A 14,012-nucleotide genomic window follows, 5' to 3' on the forward strand; every position below is an offset into this window, starting at 1 on the left:
AAGACTGATGAAGACCGTTGGCGGGAATGGCAGCGTTTCGGATTTGCCCCATGTTGTCATTATCGGTGCGGGCTTTGCCGGGCTGGCCGCTGCGCAGGAACTGGGCAACACGGCCGTCCGCGTCACGGTGATCGATCGCAACAATTACCACCTCTTCGTCCCGCTGCTCTATCAGGTCGCTACGGCCGCGCTGTCCCCGGCCGATGTGGCGGAGCCGATCCGCCACGTGCTGGGCCGCTACCCCAATATCGGTGTCGTGCTGGGCGAGGTCTCGAGCGTCGATACGCAGGCGCGGGAGGTGTCGTTGGCGAGCGGCGAGACGCTGCATTATGACCGCCTCGTCGTCGCGACGGGATCGACGAGCAGCTATTTCGGTCATGACGAATGGCGCAGCGTCGCCCCCGCTTGCAAGTCGATCGAGGAAGCGCGGCTGATCCGTTCGCGTATCCTGAGCGCATTCGAGGAGGCGGAGCGTGATGGCGCGTCGGATCGTGAGGCGCTGATGACCTTCGTGATCGTCGGCGGCGGCCCGACCGGCGTGGAGATGGCGGGATCGGTGGCTGAGCTTGCGCGCCACGCGCTGACTGCGGATTTCCGGCATATCCGACCGGAAACGGCCAGGATCATTCTCGTCGAAGGCGGACCGCGTCTCCTGACGGCTTTCCCGGATTCACTGGCCGATTATGCGGCGAAAGCGCTGGAGAGGCTGGGCGTCCAGATCATGACCAATGCGCCGGTGGAGCGCATTACCGAGGACGGGTTGACCGCCGGTGGCCGGTTCATCCCCGCGCGCACGGTGTTGTGGGGCGCGGGCGTCGCCCCGACCGGTGCGGCCAAGCTGTTGGGCGTTCCGCCGGGGCCTGGAGGACGGGTCGCCGTTTGCGCCGACCTGAGCGTCGAGGGGCTGGATCATGTCTACGCCATGGGCGACGTCGCGGCCTGCCTTGGCGAGGACGGCAGGCCGTTGCCCGGGCTTGCGCAGGTAGCGCAGCAGCAGGGCCGGTTCCTGGGCAAGGGGCTGCGGCGCGCGATAATCAAGGGCGAACCGCTGTCCGCGTTTCACTTTTACAATCGCGGCAATGCGGCCATCATTGGCCGCCATCACGCGATCTTCGATTTCGGCCGCTACCGGATGAAGGGCTATCCCGCCTGGATGCTCTGGGCGATCGTCCATGTCGTGCTGCTGGTGAATACGGCGCAGCGTGTCCGGGTCAGCCTGCAATGGTTGTGGCGCTATCTGACCTATCGGCGCGGCGCGCGTATCATCACCACGCCGGTGCCGCCCCGCGGCCGATAACGGATCAGCGTTTGAGCTGCCCGCGCAGATCGACCATCGTCGCACGGACATGGTCGATCAGCAGCGCGGAGACCTTCGCGCCGTCGCGCGACAGCCACGCGTCGAGCAGCGCCCGATGCTCCTGGTGCGCACGGTCTTCGCGTCCTGCGGGCTTGAGATGCTGCACGACATAGCGCTCGGCCAGCACCTGCAACCGCTCGATCAGCTGGAAGGTCAGCGTCCCGCCGAACGGGCGGACCAGCGCGAGGTGGAAGGCGCGGTTAAGGAGCGCGACCTCGTGCAACGCGTCGCGGGCGGCGACGTCCAGCGCGGCCAGCGCGGCCTGTGCGGCGTCATGGTCCGCCGGTGTGGCGATCAGGCTGGCGCGCGCGGCGGCATCGGGCTCGATGGCCAGCCGCAATTCATAGATCTCTTCTGCTTCGCTGGCGCCCAGCGAGCGGACGAAGAAGCCGCGATTGGCCTGGCTGGTCAGCAGCCCTTCCTGTTCCAGACGGGCCAAAGCCTCGCGCAATGGAATCTTGCTGACGCCCAGTTCATTGGCCAATGCGTCCTGTCGGATCGGCTGTTCCTCTGGCAGGTCGCCGCTGATGATACGTTCTCGGATAATCGTGAAGATTTGTTCGGACAAAGTGCGAACGACAAGACTCATGGTTACTCTCGTGCCGACAGGCCGGGAGGAGCCTGTGAAATCATCGTCCCTGTGACGAAACGATTGGACCTTAGCGCCGATGAACAAGCGCTGCCAAGTCCGCTTCGGTCAGACGGGAGGCAGTTCGTCGCGCAACTCGGCCAGCCATGGCTCGGCGGTGCCATCCGATGGCGCGCGCCAGTCGCCGCGCGGCGACAGCGCGCCGCCGGGCGAAACCTTGGGACCATTGGGCAGCGCGGACCGCTTGAACTGGCTGGTGCGGAAAAAGCGGATCAGGAAACGTTCCAGCCAGTGGCGGATGGTCGGCAGGTCATAGGCGACCCGCGCATCCTGCGGCAGATCCTCCGGCCATGCTCCGGCCTGCGCATCCCGCCACGCATGCCAGGCAAGAAAGGCGATCTTCGACGGTTTCAGGCCATGACGGATGACGTAATGCGCGAAGAAGTCGTTGAGCGCATAGGGCCCGATCATCGCCTCGGTCGATTGCATCGCGCCGTCCGCGCCCGCAGGCACCAGCTCGGGCGAGATTTCCTGCGCCAGGATCGCGGAGAGAACCACATTGGTCGTGTCGTCATATTGCCCGGTGCGGATGCACCAGCGGATCAGGAACTGGATCAGCGTCTTGGGTACGCCCGCATTGACCGCGTAATGGCTCATCTGGTCGCCGACGCCATAGGTACACCATCCGAGCGCCAACTCGGACAGATCGCCAGTGCCCAGGACGATCCCGCCATGCTGATTGGCCAGCCGGAACAGATAATCGGTGCGCAACCCGGCCTGCACATTCTCGAAGGTGACGTCATGCACCGCTTCGCCGCGCGCGAAGGGATGGTCCATGTCCGCCAGCATCTGCCGCGCGGCGGGGCGGATGTCGATTTCCTGCGCCGATACGCCCAGCGCGCGCATCAGCGACCAGGCGTTGGCCTTCGTCCCTTCCCCGGTCGCGAAGCCCGGCATGGTATAGGCCATGATCCGATCACGGCTCCAGCCGAGCCGGTCGGTGGCCTTGGCCGCGACGATCAGCGCATGGGTGGAGTCGAGCCCCCCCGAAACGCCGATGACGAGCGTCCTTGAACCGGTCGCCGCCAGTCTTTTCGCCAGCGCCTCGACCTGGATATTATAGGCTTCGAAGCAATCCGCATCGCGCTGTGCGGGATCGTCCGGGACGAAGGGGAAGCGCGCGACCGGCCGCACCAGCCCCTGATCGCCGGCCTCGGGGGCATGGACGAAGCGGATGCGCCGGAACGCGCGCTCCGGGTGCCCGGCAAAGGCCGCCGCATCGTTGAACGTGCCGAAGCGGAGCCGTTCCTGCACGACCCGCTCGACATCGACGTCCGCCATGGTGAGCGAAGGCTGGTGCGCAAAACGCGCCGACTGGGCCAGCAATTCGCCCAGTTCGTGGATCAATCCCTGGCCGTCCCAGGCCAGATCGGTCGTGCTTTCGCCAAGCCCCGCCGCCGAATAGACATAGGCGCAGGCCGCCCGCGTGGACTGGGCGGCGGCGAGCATCGCCCGGTCGCGCGCCTTGCCGATGACGATGTTGGAGGCCGACAGGTTGCAGCAGATGGTCGCCCCAGCCAGCGCGCCGAGCGTGGAAGGCGGGGTGGGGGCCCAGTAATCCTCGCAAATCTCGGCGTGAAATACGAAGCCGGGCACATCCTCCGCGGCGAAGATCAGGTCGGTGCCGAAGGGAACCGACTGGCCATCGAGCTCGATCGTGAGGCCGGTCAGCCCCGCGCCGCTCGCGAACCAGCGCTTCTCATAATATTCGCGGTAGTTGGGCAGGAACGTCTTGGGAACGACGCCCAGGATACGCCCGCGCGAAATGGCGACGGCGCAATTGTACAGCCGTCCGTTGCGCGGCAGGGCGGCACCGACCAGCAGGACGGGCGACAAGGCGGCGCTGGCATCCACCATCGCGCCCAGCGCCTCATATGTGGCGCGGTGCATGGCCCCCTGCAGATGCAGGTCGTCGATCGCATAGGAGGTCAGCGACAACTCGGGATAGACGATCAGGTCGACCCCGTCCTCATCCGCCGCCCGTGCCAGGTCCAGCATCGCCTGTGCATTGGCCTGGGCGTCGCCGACCGACGCGGCGGGCGTCGCGGCGGCAACGCGGATCAGGCCATGGGAATGACGAGCGTAGAAGGGGTGATCCTGCATGATGCCGGGATAGCGCCGGCGGCCCGGACATGCCACCCCGCGTCGCCGTGGCGGACCCGCACGGCCATGCCGCCCCTTGGCTCGGGCGGTCCCCCCGGCTTAAGGCGACGCCATTCACGACGATGCGAGGATGCGATGAGCGTCACCCTTTACGGTATTCCAAACTGCGACACGATGAAGAAGGCCCGGGTGTGGCTCGACGAGCACGGCGTCGCCTATCGGTTCCACAACTACAAGACCGAAGGCATTGATGACGCAAGCTTGCGCGGCTGGGTGGATCAGGTCGGTTGGGAGCCGCTGCTCAACCGCGCCGGGACCACCTTTCGCAAGCTGGACGAGGCGGATCGGCAGGATATCGATGCCGACAAGGCGATCCGGCTGATGCAGGCGCAGCCCTCGCTCATCAAGCGCCCGGTGCTCGACCGGGACGGCGCGCTGACCATCGGCTTCAAGCCGGAGCGCTACGCCGAAATCTTCTGACGGATTGGAGGGGGTGGAGCCGGGCGACGAGGGGGAGTAGAGCGCGGCGCATGTCCACGACCTACACGATCGACACCGCGACGAGTCGCGCCAATCCCATGCCCGCCCCGATGAAGCGGCTGACCATCCCCGCCATCCGGCGCGCGAAGGGCGCGACACCGCTGGTCATGCTGACAGCCTACACAGTGCGCTCGGCGCAGCTGCTCGATCCGCATTGCGACATGCTGCTGGTCGGCGACAGTCTGGGCCAGGTCATCTATGGGCTGCCCTCGACCGTGCCGGTCACGCTGGAGATGATGGCGGCGCATGGTGCGGCGGTGGTGCGCGGCAGCTATCATGCGGTGGTGGTGATCGACCTGCCCTTCGGCAGCTACGAGGCGAGCCCCGAAAAGGCCTTTGAAAATGCCAGTTGGCTGCTCAAGCAGACCGGCGCGGCGGCGGTGAAGCTGGAAGGCGGGGTGACGATGGCGCCGACCGTGCGCTTTCTGGTCGAACGCGGCATCCCGGTGATGGGACATGTCGGTCTCACGCCACAGGCGGTCAATGTGCTGGGCGGCTATGGCGCGCGGGGCCGCACGCCCGAGGAAGCACAGAAGATCGTCGCCGACGCGACCGCCATTGCAGAAGCGGGGGCCTTCTCGGTGGTCATCGAAGGCGTAGTCGAGCCGATCGCGATCGAGATCACCAGGGCCATCGCATGTCCCACCATCGGTATCGGGGCGTCGGCCGAATGCGACGGGCAGGTTCTGGTCGGCGAGGACATGCTGGGCCTGTTCGACCGTACCGCGCGCTTCGTCCGCCGTTACGAGACCATGGGCGAACGGATCGGCGAGGCGGCGCGCCTCTATGCCGAGGATGTCCGCGCCCGACGGTTCCCGGGACCCGAGCAGATCTATGCACCGCGGGATTGATGGCGGCTGGCACAGTTCTTCCCCGCACCTTCTTCCCAGCGGGCTCGCGCCTCGCTAAAGGTCGCGGCTTCATTGTTGCCCCGACCACGAATAGCGGAGTTCGTCTTGGCCCTAACGCCTCAATCCAGCCAGGCCTTCATGAGCGAGGTCGATGACGAATTGCGTCGGGAGCGGCTGACCCGGTTCTGGACCCGCTGGGGTCTGGTGGTCGGCGGTCTGATCATCGTGCTATTGATCGCCTTTGGCGGCTATCTCTATTGGCAGCATCGCCAGCATGAGGGCGCCGCCACCGATGGCGAGCAGTTGCAGACGGCCTATGACGCGCTGGGGCAGAACGATACCAAGACGGCCGAAGCAAAGCTGAAGACGCTGGCCGGGGCCGATGTCGATGCCTATCGCGCGCTGGCCCAGTTCACCCAGGCCGATATCCTGCTGCAGAAGAATGATCTGAAGGGCGCTGCGGCCCGCTTTGCGACGGTCGCGAACGACGCGTCGCTGGCGCAGCCTTTCCGCGATCTGGCGCTCATACGCCAGACGATGGCCGAGTATGATACGCTGAAGCCCGACGCCGTCATCGCGCGGCTGGGGGCGTTCGCCGTGCCCGGCAATGCCTGGTTCGGCAGTGCGGGCGAGATGGTGGCGGTCGCCTATCTGCGGATGAACAAGCGCGATCAGGCGGGCCGCCTGTTCGGCCAGATTGCCAGTGACAAGGATGTGCCCGATACATTGCGGCAACGCGCGGTTCAGATGGCCAGCGTATTGGGGGTCGACGCCGTGGGACAGATTGAGGACACCAAGACCCAATGACGAAGCATTTTCGGACGTCCGCGGCGCTGGCGGCGCTGATGGCGCTTGGCGCCTGCGGGGTATTCAAGGGCGCGCCCAAAAAGACGCCGACCATCGGCAACCGGGTGCCGATCCTGGTGTCGGAAGGCGGGGTCGAAGCGGATAAGACGATCGCCGATGTGCAGGTCATGCTGCCCGCGCCCCAGGTCAATCCCGATTGGTCGCAGCCGGGCGGTAACGCCGCCAAATCGATGGGGCAGTTGACCCTGGCCGAGCAGCCGCAACGGCTATGGCAGGCCTCGATCGACGGCGGTTCGGTCCGCGATCCGCTGGCGTCGCCGCCGGTGGTCGCCGAGAACAAGCTGTTCGTGGTCGATGCGCAAGGGCGCCTCGTCGCCTTTACCGCGGATACCGGCACGCGCCTCTGGTCGGCCGAGATCACCGAGGGTAATGAGAATCGGCTGGCGCGCTTTGGCGGCGGGGCCAGCTATGATAGCGGCACGGTCTATGCGACGGACGGCTTGGGCGATGTGATCGCCGCCAATGCCGCCGACGGCAAGGTGCTGTGGCGGGCCAAGCCGAGCGGCCCGCTGCGCGGATCGCCGACCATCGCCAATGGCAATGTGTACGTCCTGACCCAGGATAATCAGCTTTACGCGATCAACCAGACCGACGGGAAGGTCGTCTGGGCGGGGCAGGGGACGCTAGAGACGCAGGGCGTGCTGGGCGTTGCGGCTCCGGCCGCCAGCCAGGGTACGGTGGTGGCCGGTTTCTCGAGCGGCGAACTCAACGCCTATCGGTATGAGAATGGCCGGATGCTGTGGCAGGATGCGCTGTCGCGGACCAGCATCTCGACCTCGGTATCGACGCTGTCCGACATCGACGCCGCGCCAGTCATCGACCAGGGGCGCGTCTATGCGCTGGGCCAGGGCGGCCGCATGGTGGCGCTCGAACTGTCGACCGGCCAGCGCCTGTGGGAACAGAATTTCGCCGGGATTTCCACGCCCTGGATCGCGGGCGAATGGATATTCCTGGTCACCGACGATGCCCGCTTGGTCGCGCTTGCCCGGTCGAGCGGCAAGGCACGGTGGATCGCGCAGCTTCAACGTTTCCGCAAGGAAAAGAAGAAGATCGGTCCGATCATCTGGTTTGGTCCGGTGCTAGCCGGCAATCGGCTGATCCTGACCAATTCGGAGGGGCAGATCGTCTACGCCAATCCGGGCGATGGCACCGTCCAGGCGAAGGTCAAGACCAACACGCCCTTCTCGCTGCCGCCGATCGTGGCGAACGGGACACTGTATGTCCTGAATCAGAAGGGGCGGATTACCGCCTATAAGTAAGGTGTCCGGTCTTTCCCCTTCATCGCGAAGGGGAAAGACCGTGCAATCGCCTCGTGACGAAGCCACCGCCTTTCGCTAACGCACGCCGATGGCAAATCTCCCTATCGTCGCGATCGTCGGCCGGCCCAATGTCGGCAAGTCGACGCTGTTCAATCGTTTGGTCGGCAAGAAGCTGGCGCTGGTCGATGACCGGCCGGGCGTGACGCGCGACCGGCGCGAAGGCGACGCGCATCTGTTGGGCCTGGATTTCCGTGTGATCGACACGGCGGGCTATGAAGACGAAGACCCTGATACGCTCCCCGGCCGGATGCGCCGCCAGACCGAGGCGGCGGTGGCCGAGGCCGATGTCGCGTTGTTCCTGGTCGATGCGCGCGCCGGGGTCGTGCCGCTGGACGAGGAAATCGCGCGGTGGCTGCGAAGTTCGGACACGCCGATCGTGCTGGCGGCGAACAAGGCCGAGGGCCGCGCGGCGGAACAGGGCATTCTTGAGGCGCTGGCGCTTGGTTTCGGCGATCCGGTCCAGCTGTCGGCCGAACATGGCGAGGGCGTGGGCGACCTGTTCGAGGCGTTGCTGCCCTATATCGATCGCGAGGTGGAGGAAGAGGAGGACGTCGATCTCGACAACCCCTATGCTCCGCTCAAGCTGGCGATCGTCGGGCGGCCCAATGCGGGCAAGTCGACCCTTATCAACCGCTTCCTGGGGCAGGATCGGCTCATCACCGGGCCGGAGGCCGGCATTACCCGGGATTCGATCGCGATCGATTGGGAATGGCGCGATCGCGACGGCGAGGTGCGGCAGGTCCGCCTGATCGATACGGCGGGAATGCGCAAGAAGGCCAAGGTGCAGGACAAGCTGGAGAAGCTGTCCGTCGCCGACGCCCTGCGCGCAGTCGATTTCGCCGAGGTCGTGGTATTGCTCCTCGACGCGACCCTGGGTCTCGAGGCTCAGGATCTGCGCATCGCCGACCGTGTGCTGGAGGAGGGGCGTGCGCTCATCATCGCGCTCAACAAATGGGATGTGGCCGAGAACCCCTCATCGCTGTTCAACGGTGTCCGCAAGGCACTGGAGGATGGGCTCAGCCAGGTAAAGGGCGTGCCGCTGCTGGCGGTCTCCGCCGCTACGGGGAAGGGGTTGGACACATTGATAGAGGCCGGGTTCGAGACTCGCGCCGCCTGGTCCAAGCGCGTGCCGACCGGCGAACTCAATCGCTGGTTCGAGCGTGCCGTCGACGCCAACCCCCCGCCCGCGCCCGGTGGCAAGCGGATCAAGCTACGCTATGTGACCCAGATCAAGTCGCGTCCGCCGAGCTTCGTGATCTTCGGGACGCGGGTGGATCAGTTGCCAGCCAGCTATGAACGCTATCTGGTCAATTCGATGCGCCGCGAACTGGGCTTTGGCGCCGTGCCGGTGCGGCTGACGCTCCGCGCACCGAAGAACCCGTTTGCCAAGAAGGATTGATGGGCTCGGGGCGGGCGCCATGTCGCCCGCCTCCTGCTTGAGGTCAGCACGCTCGGGCGTGTAGGCCGGCCGCTCCGACCGTCTCAGCCCAGGCCGGGGCCGGCGGCTGCCTGTTGCTTTTCGCGATGTAGCAGGCTGCTGCCGCGTGCCGGTGCTGGGTAACATGGCCGTCCAGGCAACACTGTGTTCAACGCCTGAGTGACGCGACGGGAATAGCGTCTCTCTGTCCATAAGGTGGCTTCGTCGCCCTGAGAGACGATGTCGGCTTTTAGGGGGCGGCCCGGAAGGCCGCCCCTTTTTCGTTCAGTGCGATCCGGCGCCCGCCTTGGGGGTGTCGTTCTCCGCCATGGCATTGAGCTGGACGTAATTCTGAATGCCCATGCGTGCGATCATCTCGAACTGGCGTTCGAGCGTGTCGACATGCTCTTCCTCGCTGGCGAGAATGCGCTGGAAGAGGTCGCGGCTGACATAGTCCTTCACCTCTTCGCAATAGGCGATGGCTTCCTTGAGCTGGGCCACGGCTTCGATCTCGATCGCCAGGTCGCCCTTCAGGACTTCCTCGACCGTTTCGCCGATGCGCAGGCGGCCGAGCAGCTGGAAATTGGGCAGGCCGTCGAGATACAGGATGCGCTCCGCCAGCAGGTCGGCGTGGCGCATTTCGTCGATGGATTCCTGATATTCGAACTGGGCGAGCTTGTAGACGCCCCAGTGATCCAGCAGGCGATAATGGAGGAAATACTGGTTGATCGCGGTCAGCTCGTTCTTGAGCGCCTCGTTCAGATATTCGATGACCCGAGGGTCGCCCTTGGGAGCCATATGCCCATCCTTGATAGTTTCGGGCGGCATCCTAGGCGTGGGGAAGGGGACCGCAAGAGCCTTCTTCCCCGCAAATGGCGTTTTATGTCTGGTGGGCCCGGCAGGACTCGAACCCGCAACCTAGCCGTTATGAGCGGCCAGCTCTAACCATTGAGCTACAGGCCCCACCCGGTGTCTCCGTAGCGTCACGCCAGTCGCGTTCGCAACGGAAAGATGGCCCATTCTTCAAAGAAAAAGGGCGCCTTCGCGAGGAAAGCGCCCTTATCCGACCATTCAGTCGGCGCTTCGGACCCGAAGGTCCGAGGCGACATTACTGAACGTTGTCTGCCTTGGCAGCGGCCGCGTCGCGGACGTTGTCGGCAGCAGCGTTGATGTTGTCGGCAGCGTTCTCGAGCGTCGCAGCAGCGGCGGTGTTCGAGGTGTTGTCGGCAACCGCTTCGAGGTTGTCGGCCTGCATTTCCATGTTGTCAGCCAGCATGTCCGCGTTGTTTTCAACAGCGGCCGCTTCCGGCGACTTCGTGCAGGCGGCCACGGACATCAGGCCGGCGGCAGCGAGAACAAAGGCAATCTTCTTCATCCGAATGCTCCCAAGCATAAGCAATCATCGCGGCCGACCCGAATGCCGTCGCGAAGCGGCACAAATAACGTGCGGTTCATCGCGGTCAATCCGCAAAATTCACCGACAAGCAAGGTTCGCGACGAACCGATGGCATGGATCGGGCTTTTTCAAGGCCTTGTCGTTACGAAACGATGATCTCGGATGGTTAGCGATTCGTTACGGGGTCGATCGATTCGGGGGCATTGGCGACCACCGCCAGCATCGCGGTCCATGCCGCGACATTCTGACGCAGTGTCGCCGGGTCCACCCGGTCCAGCACATCGTCGGGTGTATGGTGGATGTCGAAATAGTCCCAGCCCGACTGGTTCAGATCGATCGCGGCGGTGCCGAGCGCGAGCGTCGGCGCGATATCGGTCCCGTCGCCGCCCTTGTCCCGGCCCCGGCTAATGCCGAGCGGCGCGAGCGCGGCCTGAAGGCGGTCGGCGATGGGCGCGGCGGAGGCGGGCAGGTTGACCTGGAACCGCCAGATCCGGTCGGCACCGAAATCGCTTTCGGATGCCGTGGCATGCCGCTCGTCCGCATGGGCCTTGGCATAGGCCGCTCCGCCAAGGCCTCCGACCTCCTCGGCGCCGAACCAGACGATGCGTATCGTGCGGCGCGGTTGCCCCGCAGCCATGATGCGCTTTGCCGCTGCGGTGGTGATGGCGAGCCCGCTGGCGTCGTCGATCGCGCCGGTGCCCAGATCCCAGCTATCGAGATGCCCGCCGACCAGAACGATGCCGGCGGACGGATCGCTGCCCGGGACCTCCGCGATGACATTGCCCGATTCGCGGAGACCGACCATACGGGGCGTCAGCACGAGCTTCATCCGCACCGGCCTGCCGCGGGCGGCGATCCGCTCGAGCTGTTCGGCGTCCGGGACGGCGAGCGCGGCGGCGGGGATCGGCCGTACGCCATCGGGAAAGTCGGTGGTCCCGGTGTGCGGAAAGCGATGATGGTCGGTGCCGATCGAGCGGATGACGATCGCGACCGCCCCGCGCCGGGCCGCCAGCGCGGGGCCGGTGAAGCGCGCGGTGCCATATTGGCCATAGCCAGACCCGTCCTGCGTACGCGGCATGGCATTGCCGATATAGACGATGCGCCCCCGGATCGCGCTGTCGGGAGCGGCCTGAAAATCCGTCATTCTGGAGAAGAAGGCGACCTCGGCGGTCAGACCTTCCGTGGGTGTCGCACCGGAATGGCCGAGCGCGGCCAGCGTCAGCTTTTGCGGGAAGGGGGCCAGTATCTCGGCGCTTTCCGCACCGCGTTCCCAGACCGGCATGCGATAGGGCTCGATACGGACATTGCTGAACCCCAGCGCCGTCAACCGCCTCACGGCCCAGGCACGGGCCCGCGCCTCCGCTTCGGTGCCCGCCAGGCGCTGGCCGACCTCGGTCGTCAGCCCTTCGACGATGTCCCAGGCCGTCGTGTCCGACAGGGCGGCGTCGCGCAGTCGGGTTACCTCGGCGGGGATCATGACTGGCGGTGGCGCTGGCGTCCGCTGGGCCAGCGTGGGTGTGGGAAGGGCGGAGGCGGTCAAGGCCGCGAGGGCGAGGCGTTTCATACGTGGGACTGTTGCGCACGCGCCTCGGTTTGCCAACTGCCCGCCCACCGACTACATGGGCGCAAAGTCATCCTACAGTCGTAAAAAGCACGGAGCCCCGCGCCGCCATGGCCGTCCAATATACCTATGTGATGAAGGGTCTGACCAAGACCTTCCCCGGCGCCAACAAGCCTGTTCTCAACAACATCCACCTGCAGTTCCTGCCGGGTGCCAAGATCGCGATCATCGGCCCGAACGGTGCGGGCAAATCGACGCTGATGAAGGTCATGGCGGGCATGGACCCGGACTTCACCGGTGAAGCCTGGCCGGCCGAAGGTATTCGCGTCGGCTATCTGGCGCAGGAGCCGCAGCTCGATCCGACGAAGGACGTGATGGGCAATGTCCGCGACGGCGTGCGCCCGATCGCCGACCTGGTCGATCGCTTCAATGCGATCTCCGCCGAAATGGGCGATCCGCAGGATGACACCGATTTCGACGCGCTGATGGAGGAGATGGGCGAGCTTCAGGCCAAGATCGATGCGGTCGACGGCTGGAGCCTCGACAACCAGCTCCAGATCGCGATGGAGGCATTACGCTGCCCGCCGGGCGATGCCGATGTGTCGCGCCTGTCGGGTGGCGAGCGTCGCCGCGTAGCGCTGTGCCGCCTGCTGCTCGAAAAGCCCGATATCCTTCTGCTCGACGAGCCGACCAACCATTTGGACGCCGAGAGCGTGGCCTGGCTGGAAAACTTCCTGAAGGAATATTCCGGCAACGTCATCCTCGTCACCCACGATCGTTACTTCCTGGACAATGTCGTGAACTGGGTGCTCGAACTGGATCGGGGGCGTTACTACACCTACGAGTCGAACTATTCCGGCTATCTGGAAAAGAAGGCCAAGCGGCTGGAGCAGGAAGAGCGCGACGAGGCGGGCCGCCAGAAGGCGATCGCCGACGAGCTGGCCTGGATGCGTCAGACCCCCAAGGCGCGCCAGACCAAGTCCAAGGCGCGTATCCGCGCGTTCGACGAACTGATGGCGGCGCAGGAGAATCGCGCGGTCGGCAAGGCGCAGATCCTGATCCAGATCCCGGAACGTCTGGGTGGCAAGGTGATCGAGGCCAAGGGCCTGACCAAGGCCTATGGCGACAAGCTGTTGTTCGAAAATCTCGATTTCATGCTGCCGCCGGGCGGTATCGTCGGCGTCATCGGACCCAATGGCGCGGGCAAGTCGACGCTGTTCAAGCTCATCACCGGTCAGGAACAGCCCGATGCGGGAACGATCGAGGTCGGCTCGACCGTGCGCCTCGGCTATGTAGACCAGAGCCGCGACCATCTCGACCCCAACAAGAATGTCTGGGAAGAGATTTCGGACGGGCTGGACGTGTTCCGCTTCGGCAAGCAGGAACTGGGTACGCGGGCCTATGTCGGCGCCTTCAACTTCAAGGGCCAGGACCAGCAGAAGAAGGTCGGTCAGTTGTCGGGCGGTGAGCGCAACCGCGTCCATATGGCCAAGATGCTGAAGGAGGGCGGCAACGTCCTGCTGCTCGACGAACCGACCAACGACCTCGACGTCGAGACGCTGCGCGCGCTGGAAGAGGCGCTTGAGACCTTCGCGGGCTGCGCCGTGGTCATCAGCCACGATCGCTTTTTCCTCGACCGTCTCTGCACCCATATCCTCGCCTTTGAAGGCGATAGCCATGTCGAATGGTTCGAGGGCAATTACGAGTCGTATGAAGAGGACAAGCGCCGCCGCATGGGCGATGCCGCCGATCGTCCGACGCGGCTGGCCTATAAGAAGCTGACGCGGTGATGCTGCCTCAGCGTCGATGACAGCGCGCCCTTCCCGAGCGATCGGGGAGGGCGTCGTCATATTGGGGCGGAAGATCGGCCCGGCGGACCGATGTCCGCTTCCCTACGGGTTTAAATCGCGTGGCCGCCCCCCTATTCTGGAGGCGATCCGCTCAGGATCGAA

Annotated in this window: 12 protein-coding genes and 1 tRNA gene; 7 read left to right on the forward strand and 6 right to left on the reverse strand. The window is 65.2% G+C overall.

The window, feature by feature from the left end; translation table 11 throughout:
- Positions 1–7 precede the first annotated feature (7 nt).
- Positions 8–1,297, forward strand: a complete 1,290-nt coding sequence (locus RN629_RS02055) for an NAD(P)/FAD-dependent oxidoreductase (protein ID WP_407033603.1) — start codon at positions 8–10, stop codon at positions 1,295–1,297.
- A 4-nt stretch (positions 1,298–1,301) separates the two neighbouring features.
- Here RN629_RS02055 and RN629_RS02060 read toward each other — a convergent pair whose 3' ends face one another.
- Positions 1,302–1,946 (reverse strand): GntR family transcriptional regulator, encoded by a 645-nt coding sequence (locus tag RN629_RS02060; RefSeq protein WP_407033604.1) that lies wholly within the window; start codon positions 1,944–1,946, stop codon positions 1,302–1,304.
- A 108-nt stretch (positions 1,947–2,054) separates the two neighbouring features.
- Positions 2,055–4,109 (reverse strand): NAD(+) synthase, encoded by a 2,055-nt coding sequence (locus RN629_RS02065; RefSeq protein ID WP_407033719.1) that lies wholly within the window; start codon positions 4,107–4,109, stop codon positions 2,055–2,057.
- 135 nt (positions 4,110–4,244) lie between these two features.
- Here RN629_RS02065 and RN629_RS02070 point away from each other — a divergent pair, with 135 nt between their 5' ends.
- The 5 genes from RN629_RS02070 to der all read left to right on the forward strand — a co-directional run bounded on the left by RN629_RS02070 (position 4,245) and on the right by der (position 9,085).
- Positions 4,245–4,589, forward strand: coding sequence for an ArsC family reductase (locus tag RN629_RS02070; RefSeq protein WP_407033605.1), 345 nt, complete (start codon positions 4,245–4,247; stop codon positions 4,587–4,589).
- Between the two features lie 50 nt (positions 4,590–4,639).
- On the forward strand, positions 4,640–5,500 hold the full coding sequence (gene panB / locus RN629_RS02075; protein WP_407033606.1) for a 3-methyl-2-oxobutanoate hydroxymethyltransferase: 861 nt from the start codon (positions 4,640–4,642) through the stop codon (positions 5,498–5,500).
- A gap of 138 nt (positions 5,501–5,638) precedes the next feature.
- Complete coding sequence (locus RN629_RS02080; RefSeq protein ID WP_407033607.1) at positions 5,639–6,307, forward strand: tetratricopeptide repeat protein; 669 nt, start codon at positions 5,639–5,641, stop codon at positions 6,305–6,307.
- Positions 6,304–7,626 carry an outer membrane protein assembly factor BamB family protein gene (locus RN629_RS02085; RefSeq protein WP_407033608.1) on the forward strand — a complete coding sequence of 441 codons (1,323 nt, stop codon included), beginning with the start codon at positions 6,304–6,306 and terminating at the stop codon, positions 7,624–7,626. Before RN629_RS02080 ends, RN629_RS02085 begins: the two co-directional genes overlap by 4 nt.
- 88 nt (positions 7,627–7,714) lie before the next feature.
- Entirely contained in the window at positions 7,715–9,085 is a 1,371-nt protein-coding gene (der, locus tag RN629_RS02090) for a ribosome biogenesis GTPase Der (protein ID WP_407033609.1), read from the forward strand.
- A gap of 303 nt (positions 9,086–9,388) precedes the next feature.
- Here the strand turns inward: der and bfr are convergent, their stop codons facing one another.
- The 4 genes from bfr to RN629_RS02110 form a co-directional block, all read right to left on the reverse strand.
- Entirely contained in the window at positions 9,389–9,901 is a 513-nt protein-coding gene (gene bfr / locus RN629_RS02095; RefSeq protein ID WP_407033610.1) for a bacterioferritin, read from the reverse strand.
- 89 nt (positions 9,902–9,990) lie between these two features.
- Positions 9,991–10,066: transfer RNA gene (locus RN629_RS02100), tRNA-Ile, on the reverse strand.
- A gap of 145 nt (positions 10,067–10,211) precedes the next feature.
- Positions 10,212–10,478, reverse strand: coding sequence for a hypothetical protein (locus tag RN629_RS02105; RefSeq protein ID WP_407033611.1), 267 nt, complete (start codon positions 10,476–10,478; stop codon positions 10,212–10,214).
- Positions 10,479–10,665: 187 nt separating this feature from the next.
- Positions 10,666–12,063 (reverse strand): M20/M25/M40 family metallo-hydrolase, encoded by a 1,398-nt coding sequence (locus RN629_RS02110; RefSeq protein WP_407033612.1) that lies wholly within the window; start codon positions 12,061–12,063, stop codon positions 10,666–10,668.
- A gap of 107 nt (positions 12,064–12,170) precedes the next feature.
- On the opposite strand from RN629_RS02110, the gene ettA reads away from it, so the two are divergent.
- On the forward strand, positions 12,171–13,850 hold the full coding sequence (gene ettA, locus RN629_RS02115; RefSeq protein ID WP_407033613.1) for an energy-dependent translational throttle protein EttA: 1,680 nt from the start codon (positions 12,171–12,173) through the stop codon (positions 13,848–13,850).
- The last annotated feature ends 162 nt before the right edge of the window (positions 13,851–14,012 follow it).

This window comes from Facivitalis istanbulensis (assembly GCF_040560405.1).
Taxonomy (GTDB): domain Bacteria; phylum Pseudomonadota; class Alphaproteobacteria; order Sphingomonadales; family Sphingomonadaceae; genus Sphingomonas; species Sphingomonas istanbulensis.

Excerpts from the sequence above, each read along its gene's own strand:
- RN629_RS02055 (WP_407033603.1), top strand. The coding sequence starts at position 8 with ATGAAGACCGTTGGCGGGAATGGCAGCGTTTCGGATTTGCCCCATGTT.
- RN629_RS02060 (WP_407033604.1), bottom strand. The coding sequence starts at position 1,946 with ATGAGTCTTGTCGTTCGCACTTTGTCCGAACAAATCTTCACGATTATC.
- RN629_RS02065 (WP_407033719.1), bottom strand. The coding sequence starts at position 4,109 with ATGCAGGATCACCCCTTCTACGCTCGTCATTCCCATGGCCTGATCCGC.
- RN629_RS02070 (WP_407033605.1), top strand. The coding sequence starts at position 4,245 with ATGAGCGTCACCCTTTACGGTATTCCAAACTGCGACACGATGAAGAAG.
- panB (WP_407033606.1), top strand. The coding sequence starts at position 4,640 with ATGTCCACGACCTACACGATCGACACCGCGACGAGTCGCGCCAATCCC.
- RN629_RS02080 (WP_407033607.1), top strand. The coding sequence starts at position 5,639 with ATGAGCGAGGTCGATGACGAATTGCGTCGGGAGCGGCTGACCCGGTTC.
- RN629_RS02085 (WP_407033608.1), top strand. The coding sequence starts at position 6,304 with ATGACGAAGCATTTTCGGACGTCCGCGGCGCTGGCGGCGCTGATGGCG.
- der (WP_407033609.1), top strand. The coding sequence starts at position 7,715 with ATGGCAAATCTCCCTATCGTCGCGATCGTCGGCCGGCCCAATGTCGGC.
- bfr (WP_407033610.1), bottom strand. The coding sequence starts at position 9,901 with ATGGCTCCCAAGGGCGACCCTCGGGTCATCGAATATCTGAACGAGGCG.
- RN629_RS02105 (WP_407033611.1), bottom strand. The coding sequence starts at position 10,478 with ATGAAGAAGATTGCCTTTGTTCTCGCTGCCGCCGGCCTGATGTCCGTG.
- RN629_RS02110 (WP_407033612.1), bottom strand. The coding sequence starts at position 12,063 with ATGAAACGCCTCGCCCTCGCGGCCTTGACCGCCTCCGCCCTTCCCACA.
- ettA (WP_407033613.1), top strand. The coding sequence starts at position 12,171 with ATGGCCGTCCAATATACCTATGTGATGAAGGGTCTGACCAAGACCTTC.